Here is a 16,467-nt window from a genome sequence, read left to right as displayed (position 1 = left end):
GCCCGCCCGGCGTCCGGGAAGACGGCGCGGGAGCGCGGCGGGAGCCCCCCGGGGGCCCGCCATAAGCTGACCCCCATGCCCGACACCCGCCCCATACGCATCGTGCTGGCCGACGACGAGCACATGGTCCGCAGCGCCCTCCGCGCCATCCTCCACTCCGAGCCCGGTCTGGAGGTCGTCGGCGAGGCCACCGACGGCGCCGAGGCCGTGGCCGTGATCCGCGAACTGCGCCCGGACATCGTCCTGATGGACGTCCGGATGCCCGGTATCGACGGCATCCGGGCCACCGAGCAGGTGCTCGCCACGATGGACACGCCGCCGCGCGTGATCGTGGTGACCACGTTCGAGAACGACAGCTACGTCTACGACGCGCTGCGCGCGGGGGCCGCCGGCTTCCTGCTCAAGCGGGCGGGGGCGGACGAACTGGTCCAGGCCGTACGGCTGGTGGCGCGCAGCGACTCGCTGCTCTTCCCGGCCGCCGTGCGCGCGCTGGCCGCCGAGCACGCGGGTGCCCGCGACACCCGGGACGCGGCGGAGCGGCTGCGGGCGCGGCTGTCCGAGCGGGAGGCGGAGGTGCTGCGGCTGATGGCGGCGGGGCTGTCGAACGCCGGGATCGCGGCACGGCTGACGCTGGGCGAGGCCACCGTCAAGACACACGTGGCGGGCACGCTCGCCAAACTGGGCGTCAGCAACCGCACCCAGGCGGTCATCGCCGCCTACGAGAGCGGCTTCGTCTCCCCGCGCTGAACGGGCCGGCCGGGCCGGGGGACAGCGCGCGTCACCCACGCGCGGGCGAGCAGCGGCGCGGGCTCGCGCCGGGCCGACGCGCCGCGAGCGCGGCCCGGGCCCGGCGGACCGGCCGCGGCGCTCTCACGCGGGTGAGCGCCGTGCCCCGGGGCGCAGCGCGCCCGCCGCCCGTCACGCGCGGATGGGGCACCGCGCGACGAACGTGGCCCGACCGGCGAACCGGCCGCGTCGCACTCACGCGGGTAAGCACCGACCCCCGGCCGGGCACCCGCCGCGGCGCATTCCGCGTGTCGTCCGCACGCGGGGTGTGCACCGGCGCTCCTCGCGGCCGTCTACCCCGGCGTCAGGCCGCCCCGCCACCCCGCGTGCCGCCGCACGTGACGCGCGTCCGCGCACGGGGTGCGCACCCGCGCTCCTCGCGGCCGTCTCCCCCGGCGTCAGGCCGCCCCGCCACCCCGTTCCGCATGGTTGACCCGGGTCCCACGCGTCCCTAGCGTGTCGCCATGACCGCTCCCCGTACGGTCCTGCTCACCGGCGCGGCCGGCCGGATCGGCACGATGCTGCGCGCGCGGCTGCCCCGCTACGGCCACCGGCTGCGGCTCTTCGACGCGCGGCCGGTCGAGGGCGCGCCGGAGGCCGTCACCGCCGAGCTCGCCGACGGCCCGGCGCTGCGCGCGGCGCTGCGGGGCGCCGACGCGGTCGTGCACCTCGCGGGGATCCCCCTGGAGGCGTCCTTCGAGGACATCCTGCGGGCCAACATCGAGGGCACGTACCACCTCTACGAGGCCGTGCGGGAGACGGGCGTACGGCGCGTCGTCAGCGCCTCCAGCAACCACGCCGTCGGCTTCACCCCGCTGCCCGCCGCCGGCGAGCCGCCCCTGGCCGTCGGCGTCCCGCACCGCCCGGACACCTTCTACGGGCTCTCCAAGTGCTTCGGCGAGGACCTCGCGTCCCTCTACCGGGACCGGCACGGCATCGAGACGGTCTCCCTGCGCATCGGCGCCTGCCTCCCCGAGCCCCGGTCCGTCCGCATGCTGTCCCTGTGGCTGAGCCCGGACGACTGCGGGCGGCTGGTGCACGCCGCGCTCACCGCCGAGGACGTCGGCCACACCGTCGCCTACGGCAGCTCCGCCAACACCAGGCTGCTGTGGGACCTGTCCACGGCCCGCGCGCTCGGTTACGCGCCGCGGGACGACTCCGAGGTGTACGCGCCGGCCGTCCTCGCGGCGGCGCGGGGCGGGCCCGCGGACGGCGGAACCCCGGGGCGCCCGCCGGTGAGCGGCCTCCTGGGCGGGGAGTTCTGCGGCGACGAGCCCCCGCGCCGGCAGCGCCCGGACTGAACCGCCACCGGCCCGTACGGCCCCCGGCCGGGAAGGACCGGGCGGGCGCCGGGAAGGAATCCGGGCTTCGGTAATGGAACCGCAAAGAGCGGTCACTCGTTACCCGTGGCATGACCGCTATGACACCCGGCTCGAACATCCCTCTCTCCGTCGCCCGCGTGACGGTGGACGTCACCGCCCCCGTGCGGCTCGACGTGTCGGGCCTGCTGCTCACCGCCGACGGCAAGGTGCGCTCCGACGACGACTTCGTCTTCTACAACCAGCCGTCCGGCCCGGGCGTGACGCACCGTGCCGCGTCCGGCGGCACCCCCGACTCCATCACCGTGGACACCGCCGCCGTCCCGGCGGACATCGACAAGATCGTGGTGACCGCCAGCCCGGACGCCGCGGGCGCGACGTTCGCGGGCACCGAGCCGACGGCCACGGTGCGCGGCGCCGACGACGGCTCCGTCCTCGCCACGTTCACCCCGCCCCAGCTGGGCACGGAGACGGCCCTGGTGATCGTGGAGGTCTACCGCCGGGCCGGTGCGTGGAAGGTCCGCGCCGTCGGCCAGGGCTACGCGAACGGCCTGGCGGGCATCGCCACCGACTTCGGCGTGAGCGTGGAGGAGCCCGCCGCGGCCGCCGCGCCCGCGGCCCCCGTCCCGCCCGCGCAGCCCCCGGCGGCCCCGCCCGCCCCCGTGCACGCCCCGGCGGCACCCGCCGCTCCCCCGGCCCCGCCCGCCGCCGCCCCCGGCAGCGGGAAGATCAACCTCGACAAGGGCCGGGTCAGCCTCCAGAAGAACCAGACGGTCTCCCTCGTCAAGGGCGGCAGGCCGCTCACGCAGTCCGTGAAGATGGGCCTGGGCTGGGAGCCCGCGTGGGGCAGCCGCGCCATCGACCTGGACGCCTCCGTCATCGCCTACGGCCCCGACCGCAACATGATCGACGCCTGCTACTTCGGCAAGCTCCAGATCCTCAACGGCGCCATCCAGCACTCCGGTGACAACCTCACCGGCGAGGGCTCGGGCGACGACGAGACGATCACCGTCCACATGGACGGCCTGCCGCCGGAGGTCACCGGCCTGGTCTTCACCGTCAGCTCCTTCAACGGCCAGAAGTTCAACCAGGTCGCCAAGTCCTACTGCCGCCTGCTCGACGCCCGGACCAACGAGGAGCTGGTGCGGTTCGACCTCACGGGCTCGGAGCCCAAGACCGGCGTGCTCATGGCGAAGTTCATCCGGCAGTACTCCGGCGAGTGGGAGATGACGGCCCTCGGCGAGTTCGTGAAGTCACGCACCGTGCGCGACCTGGTCAAGCCCGCCGCTCAGGCCCTCTGACCCGGACCCCGCCCCGGGCCCTGACCCGGTTCCCGCCCGGCCGGGCAGCCCGGCCAGGCGGGCCAGCCGGGCGTAGGAGTCCAGCAGCCCCTCCCGGTCGTACGAGGACGTGGTGACCAGCACCTCGTCGGCGCCGCTGCGCTCGATCAGCCCTTCGAGCGCGGCGGCCACCTCGTCCTCCGTGCCGTGGACGTGGCCGCGCAGCCCCTCCTCGTACAGGCTCCGCTCCCGCCCGGTCATCTCCAGCGACTCGATCTCCCCGGCGGGCGCCAGCGGCGGGAAGACGCCGTGCGTGCGGGAGTGGGCGAGCGCCCACGCCTCCGGCACCAGCAGCCGGCGGGCGGCCTCGGTGGTGCCGGCGACGGCGACGTTCCCCGCGATCACCACATAGGGCCGGTCCCACCAGGCCGAGGGGCGGAAGGCCGCCCGGTAGCGCGCGACGGCGGCGAGCGTCCGCTCCTCGCCGCGCAGCCCGCCGATGACCAGGGCCGCCCCGGCCGCGGCGGCCAGGTCCGCCCCCGCCTCGTTGGCGAGGACGAACGCGGGCACCCGCAGCCCCTCCGCCGGTCGGGCGTGGACCTGCGGATGGGCACGGGGGCCGTCCGTGAAGTACGCGGCCAGCTCGGCGAGCTGCTCGCCGAAGTCCGCCATCGCCCCCTTCTCCGCGCCCAGCGCCCGCCGGATGCCGTCGGTGAAGCCCACCGAGCGGCCCAGGCCCATGTCGATCCGGCCCGGGAAGAGCGACTCCAGCACCCCGAACTGCTCGGCGACCACCAGCGTCCGGTGGTTGGGCAGCATCACCCCGCCCGTGCCGACCCGGATCCGCGACGTGGCGGCGGCCAGCGCCGCCGCCAGCACCGTCGGGGCCGAGCCGGCCACGCCGGGCACACTGTGGTGCTCCGAGACCCAGAAGCGGTGGTAGCCGAGCGCCTCGGCCCGCCGCGCGAACCGCACGGATTCGCGCAAGGCCTCCCCGGGGTCCCGCCCCTGCCGGGTGCGGGAGCGGTCCAGGACCGAGAAACGGGTGGTGCGCAGGGCTGCCGTGGTCACCTTCCCTTCAACACCGGCGGCCTCCCATGATTCCCCCGGCCGGCCCCGGCCCCCGGGTCAGCGCCCCTGGCGGCGCCACGGGCCGGTGATCGCGAGCATGATGCCGGGATCCTGGATGTTGGCGAACAGCGTCCGGCCGTCCGGCGAGAACGTGACGCCCGTGAACTCGCTGTACTCCGGCTTCTCCGGGGTGCCGATGTTCAGCTCGTTACGCGCGATGGGGTACGTACGGCCGTTGTCGAGCGCCCCGAAGAGGTGCTGGACGCCCTCGCCGTCCTCGGCGATCACCAGGCCGCCGTAAGGGGAGACGGTGATGTTGTCCGGGCCGTCGAAGGCGCCGTCCCGCTCGGGGTTCCTGTTGACCCCGAGGAGGACCTTCAGGGTGAGGGTGCGGCGCCTCGGGTGGTAGAACCACACCTGCCCGTCGTGGCGGACCGGGCTCTCCTCACGGGCGAAGGAGCAGACGACGTACACGCCGCCGTCGCCCCACCACATGCCCTCCAGCTTGCGGGCGCGGGTGACCTCGCCGTCCTTGAACTGCTTGCGGACCGAGGTCGTCCGGGCGTCGCGGTCGGGCACGGTCACCCAGTCGACGCCGTAGACCGTGCCGGTGGCGGTGGCGCGCGACAGGTCGTCGACGAAGCGGCCGCCGGAGTCGAAACACTTGAACGCCTGGAGCGCGCCCGCCGTGTCGGACAGCGTGCGGAGCCGGCCGCGGCCGTGCCGGAAGCCGGCCGGCGGGGTCCAGCGGTAGAGCAGCCCGTTGGGGCCGGAGGCGTCCTCGGTCAGGTAGAGGTGGCCGCGGTCCGGGTCGACGACGACGGCCTCGTGCGCGTACCGGCCGAGGGCCTTGAGCGGCCGGGGGGCGCGGTTGGCGCGGCGGTCCTGCGGATCGACCTCGAACACATAGCCGTGGTCCTTGGTCATGCCGTTCTTGCCGGCCTTGTCCTCGGTCTCCTCGCCCGTGAGCCAGGTACCCCAGGGGGTGCGGCCGCCCGCGCAGTTGGTGGAGGTGCCGGCGATCCCGACCCACTCCGCGACATGGTCTCCGTGCTTGGACACCTCGACGACGGTGCAGCCGCCCGCGGCCGCCGGGTCGTAGACCAGCCCGTCGGTGAGCGGGACCGGGTGCGGCCACTTGGTCCGGGCGCCGCCGAGCTCGTGGTTGTTGACCAGCAGGGTCACACCGCGCGGGCCCTCGAAGGTGGCGGTGCCGTCGTGGTTGGACGGCGTGGGCTCGCCCGACTCCAGCTTGGTGACACCCGTCCGGGTGATCACCCGGTAGGAGAAACCACGCGGCAGGGCGAGCAGGCCCTTGGGGTCCTTGACGAGCGGTCCGTAGCCCGGCGCGGCCGCCCGCGCCGACTCCGCCTCGGCACCGGCGGCACCGACGGCGCCGTCCCCGGTGGCCAGCGCCCCGGGCGCGCTGGCCAGGACGCCGACGCTGCCTGCCAGAGCCACGCCGGCGCCGGTCGCGGCGGATCGCTTCGCGAAGTCTCTTCGGCTGAGGGTCATCTCGTCTCCAGGGTTCGCCGGAACGTCACGCGCCGCCCGGGCACTCATGGAGCACGCGGGGACGGCGCTTACGTTCCCGTTCCCCTCCGACTAACGGATGAACACCACCCGACGTCCGGGCGGCGGTACGGGGCGCCTTGGCGGCGGGCGGGCTGATCTTCAGCCCGGCCGGCGTTTGAGGCCACCGCGCGTCAGCGCGGCAGGGGGCCTGGGGGCGGAGCCCCCGGTTCCGGGAAGGGGCGGGCAGGGGAAAAGCCCCCACCCCGCCACGGACCGCCGCCGGACCCGCTACCCCCGAGACCGCGCCTTGAACGCCGCCTTACGAGCCTCCTTGGCCACCTTCTTGTCCGGGTGCAGCCGCCCCATCGCCTCCAGGACCTCCCCCGTCGCCGGGTGGTCCACCCGCCACGCCGTGTCGAAGAAGCCGCTGTGCCGGCCGACCAGGTCCGCCACCAGCCCGCGCAGCTCCTCCGAGTCGCCCTCGGCGGCGAGCTGCGCGGCGATCGTGTCGACGGTCAGCCAGAAGACCATGGCCTCGTCGGGCTCGGGGACGTCCGCCGCGCCGTGCTCGGCGAGCCAGACCCGGGCCAGACCGCCGAGCTCACGGTCGTCGATGACCTCGCGCAGGGCCGGCTCGGCCCCGCCGCCGACCAGCGACAGCGTCTGCTGGCAGGAGAGCCGGCGACGCGGCGCGTCCTCGTCGGCGCCGCGCGCGGCGGCGAGCAGATCGCGGGCGGCGGCCAGCGGCTCGCGGCGGGCCAGCCACAGCTCGGTCTCCTCGCGGGCCGCCTGCTCCGGGTGGCCGGGCAGCGCGGCGAGCAGGACGTCGGCGCCCTCGTCGGCGAGGTCGCCGACGGCGGGGGCGTCGATCCCGGCGTCGAGCATCCGCGAGCGGACGGCGAAGAGCCCCAGCGGGGTGAGGGAGACCAGGCCGTAGCGGCTGACGTCCTCCTCCTCGGGGCCCGCCGCGGCGACCGCGTCGACGGACTCGCGGATGTGGCCCTCGCCGTCGACCTCCTCGATGAGGGCCTCGTCCACGGGCTGGTACTCCACGAGGCCGGTCGGGGCGAGCATCCGGAACTGGTCGTCCAGGCGCATCATCGCGTCGGAGACCTCTTCGAGGACGTCGTCCGTGGGCTCGTCCATGTCATCCGGGACGATCATGGAGGCGGCGAGCGCCGGGAGCGGTACGGGCCGGTCGGCGGAGCCCTCGTCGAGCACGGTCAGCAGGTAGAGGTTGCCGAGCACGCCGTCGAGGAAGTCGGCCTCCTCCTCGGGGTTCCAGTCGAGCGCGTCGAGGTCGATGTCGCCGCCCTCGGAGATCTGCTCGACGATGTCGCCGAGGTCGGGCGCGGCGGCGTCGGCCAGGACGTTCTCCAGGCCGCCGAGCCAGAGTTCGAGGATGTCGGCGGGGCTGCCGGAGGTGAGCGTGGCCAGCTCCTCGCCCGCCGCGGCCACTCCGGCCGGCGTGTCGGCGCCGGCGTCCACGGCCTCCGCGCCCTCGGCGTCCTCGGCGTCCTCGGCGAACTCGACCAGCCCGGTGTCCAGCGCGTGCTGCCACGCCTCCGCGGCGTACGCGGGCCCGTCCTCGTCGCCGGCCAGGCCGAGGAGCTCGGTGGCGGTGCCCAGCTGCTCGGCGAGCAGCTCGCCGCCCGCGCCGACCGGGGTGCCCTCGCCCGCCCAGCGGGCCAGCTTCGCGGCGCGGACGAACAGGGGCGCGGACAGCGCGTCCCGTGCGAGCTCCGCGTCGGAGGGGAGCCGCACCGGCGGCATGGTCGGACGGTCTCCGGACATCAGGGGTGACTCTCCTCGTCGTGACGGCCGCGCCGACTGCGCGGCCCGCGCGGGGCCCAAGCCTAGACGGATTTCGGACGGTGCCGCCCGGTTCATGAACCTGTCAGCCACCGTATGCCCGTGGAGCCTTGACAACTGCCCTGGCCGCACAAGACATTGACGCGCGTAGATCACGCGCGGTTCGCGTGTGGTCCGTTCCACCTCCCACAAGCCCCCCTTGGAGGCAGCCGTGCCCACTTCCCGCCGTCCCCTGCGCAGACCCCCGGCCGCCGGCTCCGCCGTGGCGCTCGCGCTCGCGGCCGGACTGCTCGCCGTGCCCCAGGCCGCGAGCGCGGCCGGGAGCGAGGAGGCCCCGGCCGCCGTCAAGGCCCGGATCCACGACATCCAGGGCACCACGCGCCTCTCCCCGCTCGCGGGCAAGCAGGTGACGGACGTTCCGGGCGTCGTCACGGCCGTACGCTCCTTCGGCTCGGCGCGGGGCTTCTGGTTCCAGGACCCGCACCCCGACCGCAACCCCGCGACCAGCGAGGGGATCTTCGTCTTCACCGGTTCGGCCACGCCCTCGGTGGCGGTCGGCGACTCCGTCCTCGTCGCGGGCACGGTGGGTGAGTACTACCCGGGCGGCGAGAAGGCCGGGCTCCAGTCCGTCACCCAGCTGACCAAGGCGACGTGGGAGGTGAAGTCCTCCGGCAACGCCCTGCCCGCCGCGTTCCGGCTGCGCCCGTCGGCCCTCCCCACGCGCTACGCGCCGGACGCGCGCGGCGGCTCCGTCGAGAAGCTGCCGCTCCGGCCCGGCGCCTACGCCCTGGACCGCTACGAGTCGCTGGAAGGCATGCGGGTCTCGGTCCAGGACGCCCCCGTGATCGGCGCGACCAGCGAGCACAAGGACCTGTGGGTGACCGCGGAGCCCCGCCGCGACCGCACCGCGCGCGGCGGCTCGCTCTACGGCTCGTACCGCGAGCAGGGCTCCGGACGGGTGAAGGTGGTCTCGCTGCTCCCCTACGCGCAGCGCCCCTTCCCCGTCGCGAACGTCGGCGACGAGCTGACGGGCACCACCGCCGGCCCGCTGGACTACGACAACTTCGGCGGCTACACGCTCCAGGCGACCGAGCTGGGCACGCTCAAGGACCGCGGGCTGAAGCGCGAGGTCACGCGCAAGCAGAAGGACGGCGAGCTGGCCGTCGCCACGTACAACGTGGAGAACCTCTCCCCCCGGACGTCCCAGGCGAAGTTCGACCGGCTGGCGTCGGCGCTGGTGACCAACCTCGCCTCGCCCGACATCGTCGCCCTCGAAGAGGTCCAGGACGACAACGGCACCACGAACGACGGCGCCGTGGACGCGGGGCAGACGCTGAAGAAGCTGACGGACGCCATCTCGGCGGCGGGCGGCCCGGCGTACCACTGGCGGCAGATCAACCCGGTCGACGGCCAGGACGGCGGCCAGCCGGGCGGCAACATCCGCACCGCGTTCCTCTTCAACCCCGCGCGGGTCTCCTTCGTCGACACCCCGGGCGGCGACTCCACCACCCCCGTCAAGGTCGTCCGCCAGGGCGGCAAGGCCGCGCTGTCCGCCTCGCCGGGCCGGATCGCGCCCGGTGACGCCGCGTGGGCCAACAGCCGCAAGCCGCTGGCCGGCCAGTTCACCTTCCGGGGCGAGCGGGTCTTCGTGGTCGCCAACCACTTCAACTCCAAGGGCGGCGACCAGGGTCTCGACAGCCGCTTCCAGGCCCCGGCCCGTCCGTCGGAGACCCAGCGGACGCAGCAGGCGAAGCTCGTCAACGCCTTCGTCAAGGAGCTCCTGGCGGCCGACCGGCGAGCGAACGTCGTGGTCGCGGGCGACCTCAACGACTTCCAGTTCTCGCCCGCGGTCAAGGCCCTCACGGCCGGCGGCGCCCTCACCGACCTGGTCGACACGCTCCCGAGGAACGAGCGCTACGGCTATGTCTACCAGGGCAACTCCCAGGTGCTCGACCACATCCTGACCAGCCGCCACATGCGGTCGGTGGACTACGACATCGTGCACGTCAACGCGGAGTTCGCGGACCAGGCGAGCGACCACGACCCGCAGGTGCTGCGCTGGAAGCCGTAGCATCGCTAAGCGGTCTCCGTAAGATCATTTAACTGGACCTGTACGGTCGGAGGGGCCCAGAATCCAGCGCGGAATCCTTTCCGCACTGGCATCCCTGGAGTGTGACTCTTGCTCACCAGCCCTCCCGCCGGCCCCTTCGGCCGTACCGTCTGCGCGATGGTGACCCCGTTCACCGCGGACGGGCGCCTCGACCTCGACGGCGCTCAGCGCCTCGCCGATCACCTGGTCGGCGAGGGCCGCTGCGACGGCCTGGTGCTGAGCGGCACCACCGGGGAGTCGCCCACGACGACGGACGAGGAGAAGAGCGCGCTCGTCCGGGCCGTCGCCGAGGCCGTGGGCGACCGGGCGCGGATCACGGCGGGCGTCGGCTCGGCGGACACCCGCCGCACGGTCGCCCTGGCCCGCGCGGCGGAGGCCGCGGGCGCGCACGGCGTGCTGGTGGTGACGCCGTACTACAGCAGGCCGCCGCAGGAGGACGTCGCCGAGCACTTCCGGACGGTCGCGGACGCGGTCGGGGTGCCGGTGATGCTCTACGACATCCCCGGCCGCACCGGCACCCGGATCGAGCCGGAGACGATGCTCCGGCTGGCGGAGCACCCGAGGATCGCCGGCGTCAAGGACTGCGCGTACGACCTGCTCAGCAGCGCGAAGGTGATCGCGGCGACCGGCCTCGCCTACTACTCCGGCTCCGAGGAGCTGAACCTGCCACTGCGGGCGGTGGGCGCGGTCGGCTACGTCAGCACGGTGGCCAACGCGGCGGGGCCGGAGCTGGCGGCGGTCCTGGACGCGTACGACCGCGGCGCGAACGCCGAGGCGGCGCGCCTCCACGGGCGGACGCTGCCGCTGGTGGAGCTGATGATGGCCGCGGGCCTGCCGGGCACGGTGACGGCCAAGGCCCTGCTGAACGCGCTGGACCTGCCGTCCGGCCCGGTCCGGGCCCCGCTGCGCGCGGCGTCCCCGGAACGCACGAAGGCCCTGGTGGAGGCATACGGGACCGCGGCACGACTCAGCCCGTCCGGGGGCACCTCCCAGCGGTAGCCGGGGGAGTTCGAGGACCGGGGCCCGGGGCGGAGCCCCGGTTTCGGGAAGGGGCGGGACCGGGGAAAATCCCGCCCCACCCACATCAGTTGTGGCTGTGCAGGACCTCGTTCAGCCCACCCCACGTGCTCTTGTACGGCCGGGCCTCGACCGCACCGCTCGTGGAGTTGCGGCGGAAGAGGATGTTGTCCGCGCCGGACAGCTCCAGCGCCTTGACGACCTCGCCGTCCGGCAGCGTCACGCGGGTGCCCGCGGTGACGTACAGGCCGGCCTCGACGACGCACTCGTCGCCGAGGGCGATGCCGATGCCCGACTCGGCGCCGAGCAGGCAGCGCTCGCCGATGGAGATGATCTGCTTGCCGCCGCCGGAGAGCGTGCCCATCGTGGAGGCGCCGCCGCCGATGTCGGTGCCGTCGCCGACGACGACGCCCGCGCTGATGCGGCCCTCGACCATGGACGTGCCGAGCGTGCCGGCGTTGAAGTTGACGAAGCCCTCGTGCATGACGGTGGTGCCGGCGCCGAGGTACGCGCCGAGGCGGACGCGGTCGGCGTCGGCGATGCGGACGCCGGTGGGGGCCACGTAGTCCGTCATGCGCGGGAACTTGTCGATGCTGGTCACCGCCAGGTGCAGGCCCTCGGCCCGCGCGTTGAGGCGGACCTTCTCGACCTGGTCGACGGCGACGGGGCCGAGCGAGGTCCAGGCGACGTTGGCGAGCAGGCCGAAGATGCCGTCGAGGTTCTGGCCGTGCGGCTTGACCAGGCGGCCCGACAGCAGGTGCAGCCGCAGGTAGGCGTCGTGCGCGTCGAGGGGCTTGTCCTCGAGCGAGGCGATGACCGTGCGGACGGCGACGACCTCGACACCGCGGCGCGGGTCCGGGCCGACGGCCTTGAGGGCGCCCTCGCCCAGCAGCTCGGCGGCGCGCTCGGCGGTCAGCCGCTCGGTGCCGGCCGGGCCGGGGGCCTCGGCGAGCGCGGGGGCGGGGAACCAGGTGTCGAGGACGGTGCCGTCCTCGGTGATCGTGGCAAGGCCGGCGGCGACGGCGCCGGAGGTACGGGAAACAACAGCATCGGTCATGTCCGAAAACCTAACCGGACCGGCGGCCTCAAGGCGAACTCGGCGGGGGGGGCGGGGCGGCACGGGCCGGAGAACGGCGCGGGGCCCGCCCCGGGCCCCGGCTCAGGCCGGGCCCGGCACGCGCGCCTCCAGGGCCGCCCGCACCTCGTCGCGGTCGAAGGGCCGCCCGGAGAGCAGGTACTGGAGCAGCAGGCCGTCGATGAGGGCCACGAGGGCGCGGGCGGTGCCCTCGTCGGGCACGCGGCGGCGCATCAGCGCGACCATCTCCTCCACGCAGGCCGCGGCGACCGGGCGCACCGCGGGGCGGCGCAGGGCGGCGAGGTAGAGCTCGTACTCCAGCTCCAGCCGGCCGCGGTCGCCGGCGAGCGACTCCCCGACCAGGCGGGCGAGCTCGTCGGCGAGGGGGCGGCCGGGGTCGACGCCGCGCTCCCACGCCGCCATGTCGTCCAGCCAGGTGCGTGAGGCGCGGCGCATGGCCTCCAGGAGGAGGTCGTCGAGGGTGGCGAAGTGGTAGGTGGTCGAGCCGAGGGGGACGTCGGCCTCGGCGGCGACGGCCCGGTGGCTGAGCGCGCCGATGCCGCCGGCGCCGACCACCCGGATCGCGGCGTCGACGAGGCGCTCGCGGCGCTCGGGGTCGTGGCGGCGGGGCATCAGTGGGACGCCCCGCCGAGGTTGAGGACGACCACGCCGGCGATCACCAGCAGCACGCCGCCGAGCCGGGCGGCGGTGACCGCCTCACCCAGGAAGACCATGCCGATGGCGGCCACGACGGCGGTGCCGGCGCCGGACCAGATGGCGTAGGCGGTGCCGACGCTCATGGTCTTGAGCGTCTGGGCGAGCAGGGCGAAGGCGATCAGGTACCCCACCGCGGTGCCCAGCGAGGGCCACAGCTTGCTGAAGCCCTCGCTGAACTTCATCGAGGTGGTGGCGAGGATCTCGGCGAGGATCGCGCCGGCGAGGGTCACGTACACCATGCGTACGAGTGTACATATCGATGTGTACGGTCGTACGCAACGGCCTCGGCGGCGGATCCGGCCGGGCTCAGCCGATCAGGGACTTCTTCGGGGCGAGCACGCAGAACTCATTGCCCTCGGGGTCCTCCAGAACCACCCAGGTCACGTCCGGGCTCTGCCCGATGTCCGCCCGCCGGGCGCCGAGCGCGATGATCCTTTCCACCTCCGCGTCCCGGTCGTCGGGGTTGAGGTCGATGTGCAACCGGTTCTTGATCGTCTTGCCTTCCTCCACGGGCACGAAGGTGAGGCCGGGGGTCGCCGAGACGTCGGCGCCGATGGTGACCTCCAGGTCGTCGGCGTGGAGGATCCGCCAGTCGAGGACGTCGCACCAGAAACGTGCCTGCGCGCGCATGTCGTGTGCATCGATCACGATGCTGTAGAGCGAAGAAGCCATGGGAGCCAGTCTCGGGCAGCGAGAGGGGCCGTGACCAGGATTTATCTGCCGTCCGAGGCCGTGCCGCACACCAGGACCCTCATGGGCCGGCCGCCGGGCGGGTGCCGCGTATCGCGTCGCCGGTCGTGGCCGAGGGCGGCGGCATCCACCGCGCCATACAGCGGCAGCCCGCTCCCCGACACCGGTCGGGAAGCGGGCTGTGCGTGGCGGGCGGCGGACTCAGACGTTGAAGCCCAGCGCCCGGAGCTGCTCACGGCCGTCGTCCGTGATCTTGTCCGGGCCCCACGGCGGCATCCAGACCCAGTTGATCCGGAGCTCGTTCACGATGCCCTCGGTGGCCGACTTCGCCTGGTCCTCGATGACGTCGGTCAGCGGGCAGGCCGCGGACGTGAGCGTCATGTCGAGGGTGGCGATGTTGGCGTCGTCGACATGGATGCCGTAGATCAGGCCGAGGTTGACGACGTCGATGCCCAGCTCGGGGTCGACCACGTCGTACAGCGCCTCGCGCACCTCCTCCTCGGAGGCGGGCTTGGTCGTCACGGCGGCCGCCTCGGCGGTCGTCGTCTCCAGTTCGTCGCTCATGCGGTCTTCCCTTCGGACAGCGCCTGCGCTGTCGCGTCCTTCCACGCCATCCAGCTGAGCAGCGCGCACTTCACCCGGGCGGGGTACTTGGAGACGCCGGCGAACGCGACCGCGTCCTCCAGCACCTCCTCCATCTCGTCGTCCGGCTCGACCTTGCCCTTGGACTGCATCAGCTCCAGGAAGGTCTCCTGGATCCGGCGGGCCTCGGCGAGGTCCTTGCCGACGAGCAGGTCGTTGAGCACGGAGGCGCTGGCCTGGCTGATGGAGCAGCCCTGGCCCTCGTACGAGACGTCTTCGATGGTCTCGCCGGCGAGCCGCACGCGCAGCGTGATCTCGTCACCGCACGTCGGGTTGACGTGGTGCACCTCGGCGTCGCCGGTCCGCAAGCCCCGCCCGTGGGGGTGCTTGTAGTGGTCCAGGATGACGTCCTGGTACATCGAATCAAGCTTCACAGTCAGCCTCGTCCGTCAGCCACGGTGTCTGATTAACCGAAAAAGTTCCGTACATGCTCCAGGCCCTCGACGAGGGCGTCGACCTCGCCGGGAGTGGAGTACAGATAGAACGACGCTCGCGTGGTCGCGGGAATTCCGTACCGCAGGCAGACCGGCCGCGCGCAGTGGTGGCCGACCCGGACCGCGATGCCCTGCTCGTCGAGGACCTGGCCCACGTCGTGCGGGTGGATGTCACCGAGCGTGAAGGAGATGGTGGCGCCGCGGTCCTCGGCCGTGGTGGGGCCGATGATCCGCAGGTCCGGGACCTCCTGGAGCCTGCGCACCGCGTACTCGGTGATCGCGTGCTCATGGCGGGCGATGTTCTCCATGCCGATCGCCGAGAGGTAGTCCACCGCGGCGCCGAGGCCGACGGCCTGGGCGATCGGGGGCGTACCCGCCTCGAACTTGTGCGGCGCGGGGGCGTACGTGGAGGAGTGCATCGAGACGGTCTCGATCATCTCGCCGCCGCCGAGGAAGGGCGGCAGGTCCTCCAGGAGCTCCTGGCGGCCCCACAGCACGCCGATGCCCGTCGGACCGCACATCTTGTGGCCGGTGAAGGCCACGAAGTCGGCCTGGAGCGCCTGGACGTCCAGCACCATGTGCGGGGCGGCCTGGGAGGCGTCGACGACGACGAGCGCGCCGACCTCCTGGGCCCGGCGGACGATCGCCTCGACGGGGTTGAACGTGCCCATGATGTTGGAGACCAGCACGAACGAGACGACCTTGGTCTTCTCGGTGATGATCTCTTCGATGTTGGACAGGTCCAGCCGGCCGTCGTCGGTGAGGCCGAACCACTTCAGCTTCGCGCCGGTGCGCTGCGAGAGCAGCTGCCACGGGACGATGTTGGAGTGGTGCTCCATCTCCGTGATGACGATCTCGGTGTCGTGGTCCACCCGGTAGGGCTCGTCGGCCCAGCCCAGCATGTTCGCGACGAGGTTCAGCGACTCCGAGGCGTTCTTGGTGAAGATCACCTCGTCGCGGCTGGGCGCGTTGACGAACGCGGCGACCTTGTCACGCGCGCCCTCGTAGAGTGCCGTGGCCTCCTCGGCGATCGTGTAGACACCGCGGTGGACGTTGGCGTTGTGGCGCTCGTAGTAGTCGTTCAGCGCGTCGAGCACCTGGCGCGGCTTCTGCGAGGTCGCCGCGGAGTCCAGGTAAACGATCTTCTTCCCGTCGTGGACCGTGCGGTCCAGGATGGGGAAGTCCTTACGGATCGCCTCGGTGTCGAGAAGGCCCGGCAGTATCGTCACGCGGTGACGCCACCCTTCGTCTGGTAGGCCTCGTAACCCTCGTTCTCCAGCTTGTCGGCGAGCTCGGCACCGCCGGACTCGACGATGCGGCCGCCGGAGAAGACGTGGACGAAGTCGGGCTTGATGTAGCGCAGGATGCGGGTGTAGTGGGTGATCAGCAGGGTGCCGACCTCACCCGTCTCGCGGACGCGGTTGACGCCCTCGGAGACCTGGCGCAGGGCGTCGACGTCGAGGCCGGAGTCGGTCTCGTCGAGGATCGCGATCTTCGGCTTGAGGAGCTCCAGCTGGAGGATCTCGTGGCGCTTCTTCTCACCGCCGGAGAAGCCCTCGTTGACGTTGCGCTCGGCGAAGGCGGGGTCCATGTTGAGGCGCTCCATGGCCCCCTTGACCTCCTTCACCCAGGTGCGCAGCTTGGGGGCCTCGCCGCGGATGGCGGTGGCGGAGGTGCGCAGGAAGTTGGAGACCGAGACGCCGGGGACCTCGACCGGGTACTGCATGGCGAGGAAGACGCCGGCGCGGGCGCGCTCGTCGACGGACATCTCCAGGACGTCCTCGCCGTCGAGGGTGACGGCGCCGCCGGTGATCGTGTACTTGGGGTGACCGGCCAGGGAGTACGCCAGGGTCGACTTGCCGGAGCCGTTGGGGCCCATGATGGCGTGGGTCTCGCCCTGCTTCACGGTCAGGTCGACGCCGCGCAGGATCTCGCGGGGGCCGTTCTCGGCCTCGACGGAGACGTGCAGGTCGTGGATCTCAAGCGTTGCCATGGGGAA

At 73.2% G+C, this 16,467-nt stretch carries 16 protein-coding genes; 5 read left to right on the top strand and 11 right to left on the bottom strand.

The window, feature by feature from the left end:
• Window positions 1–75: 75 nt before the first annotated feature.
• From SMD11_RS25300 to SMD11_RS25290, 3 genes are all read left to right on the top strand, one after another.
• Complete coding sequence (locus SMD11_RS25300; protein ID WP_087928634.1) at window positions 76–747, top strand: response regulator transcription factor; 672 nt, start codon at window positions 76–78, stop codon at window positions 745–747.
• Window positions 748–1,250: 503 nt separating this feature from the next.
• Window positions 1,251–2,087, top strand: a complete 837-nt coding sequence (locus tag SMD11_RS25295) for an NAD-dependent epimerase/dehydratase family protein (protein ID WP_087928633.1) — start codon at window positions 1,251–1,253, stop codon at window positions 2,085–2,087.
• A 119-nt stretch (window positions 2,088–2,206) separates the two neighbouring features.
• A complete protein-coding gene (locus SMD11_RS25290; protein WP_199844093.1) occupies window positions 2,207–3,406 on the top strand; it encodes a TerD family protein in 1,200 nt (399 codons plus the stop codon).
• On the opposite strand, the gene SMD11_RS25285 is transcribed toward SMD11_RS25290, so the two are convergent.
• From SMD11_RS25285 to SMD11_RS25275, 3 genes are all read right to left on the bottom strand, one after another.
• A complete protein-coding gene (locus SMD11_RS25285) occupies window positions 3,359–4,456 on the bottom strand; it encodes an MsnO8 family LLM class oxidoreductase (RefSeq protein ID WP_087928631.1) in 1,098 nt (365 codons plus the stop codon). The two genes, SMD11_RS25290 and SMD11_RS25285, sit on opposite strands and share 48 nt — an antisense overlap.
• A 57-nt stretch (window positions 4,457–4,513) precedes the next feature.
• Window positions 4,514–5,971: an alkaline phosphatase PhoX gene (locus SMD11_RS25280; RefSeq protein ID WP_087928630.1), complete on the bottom strand. Its 1,458-nt coding sequence runs from the start codon at window positions 5,969–5,971 to the stop codon at window positions 4,514–4,516.
• Window positions 5,972–6,259: 288 nt separating this feature from the next.
• On the bottom strand, window positions 6,260–7,765 hold the full coding sequence (locus tag SMD11_RS25275) for a hypothetical protein (RefSeq protein WP_087928629.1): 1,506 nt from the start codon (window positions 7,763–7,765) through the stop codon (window positions 6,260–6,262).
• Window positions 7,766–7,994: 229 nt separating this feature from the next.
• Between SMD11_RS25275 and SMD11_RS25270 the strand changes: the two genes are divergently transcribed.
• The gene (locus tag SMD11_RS25270) at window positions 7,995–9,854 is read left to right on the top strand and encodes an endonuclease/exonuclease/phosphatase family protein (RefSeq protein ID WP_087928628.1); all 1,860 of its coding nucleotides are present in this window, start codon (window positions 7,995–7,997) and stop codon (window positions 9,852–9,854) included.
• Between the two features lie 108 nt (window positions 9,855–9,962).
• On the top strand, window positions 9,963–10,892 hold the full coding sequence (gene dapA, locus SMD11_RS25265; protein WP_087928627.1) for a 4-hydroxy-tetrahydrodipicolinate synthase: 930 nt from the start codon (window positions 9,963–9,965) through the stop codon (window positions 10,890–10,892).
• Between the two features lie 85 nt (window positions 10,893–10,977).
• Here dapA and dapD read toward each other — a convergent pair whose 3' ends face one another.
• From dapD to sufC, 8 genes are all read right to left on the bottom strand, one after another.
• Window positions 10,978–11,967, bottom strand: coding sequence for a 2,3,4,5-tetrahydropyridine-2,6-dicarboxylate N-succinyltransferase (gene dapD, locus SMD11_RS25260; protein ID WP_087928626.1), 990 nt, complete (start codon window positions 11,965–11,967; stop codon window positions 10,978–10,980).
• A gap of 102 nt (window positions 11,968–12,069) precedes the next feature.
• The gene (locus SMD11_RS25255; RefSeq protein WP_087928625.1) at window positions 12,070–12,618 is read right to left on the bottom strand and encodes a TetR/AcrR family transcriptional regulator; all 549 of its coding nucleotides are present in this window, start codon (window positions 12,616–12,618) and stop codon (window positions 12,070–12,072) included.
• Window positions 12,618–12,941, bottom strand: a complete 324-nt coding sequence (locus SMD11_RS25250) for a DMT family transporter (protein ID WP_087928624.1) — start codon at window positions 12,939–12,941, stop codon at window positions 12,618–12,620. Before SMD11_RS25250 ends, SMD11_RS25255 begins: the two co-directional genes overlap by 1 nt.
• 67 nt (window positions 12,942–13,008) lie before the next feature.
• Window positions 13,009–13,374: a VOC family protein gene (locus tag SMD11_RS25245; RefSeq protein ID WP_087928623.1), complete on the bottom strand. Its 366-nt coding sequence runs from the start codon at window positions 13,372–13,374 to the stop codon at window positions 13,009–13,011.
• 219 nt (window positions 13,375–13,593) lie between these two features.
• Window positions 13,594–13,956 carry a metal-sulfur cluster assembly factor gene (locus SMD11_RS25240; protein WP_087928622.1) on the bottom strand — a complete coding sequence of 121 codons (363 nt, stop codon included), beginning with the start codon at window positions 13,954–13,956 and terminating at the stop codon, window positions 13,594–13,596.
• Window positions 13,953–14,408 carry a Fe-S cluster assembly sulfur transfer protein SufU gene (sufU, locus tag SMD11_RS25235; RefSeq protein WP_087928621.1) on the bottom strand — a complete coding sequence of 152 codons (456 nt, stop codon included), beginning with the start codon at window positions 14,406–14,408 and terminating at the stop codon, window positions 13,953–13,955. Before sufU ends, SMD11_RS25240 begins: the two co-directional genes overlap by 4 nt.
• A 32-nt stretch (window positions 14,409–14,440) precedes the next feature.
• Window positions 14,441–15,697, bottom strand: coding sequence for a cysteine desulfurase (locus SMD11_RS25230; protein WP_087928620.1), 1,257 nt, complete (start codon window positions 15,695–15,697; stop codon window positions 14,441–14,443).
• Entirely contained in the window at window positions 15,694–16,461 is a 768-nt protein-coding gene (gene sufC, locus SMD11_RS25225; RefSeq protein ID WP_087928619.1) for a Fe-S cluster assembly ATPase SufC, read from the bottom strand. Before sufC ends, SMD11_RS25230 begins: the two co-directional genes overlap by 4 nt.
• Between the last annotated feature and the right edge of the window lie 6 nt (window positions 16,462–16,467).

It is taken from the genome of Streptomyces albireticuli, from assembly GCF_002192455.1.
In the GTDB taxonomy this organism is placed as follows: Bacteria; Actinomycetota; Actinomycetes; order Streptomycetales; family Streptomycetaceae; genus Streptomyces; species Streptomyces albireticuli_B.
The sequence above is the reverse complement of the archived record's forward strand: the minus strand, read 5'-3'. Positions and strand labels throughout refer to the sequence as shown.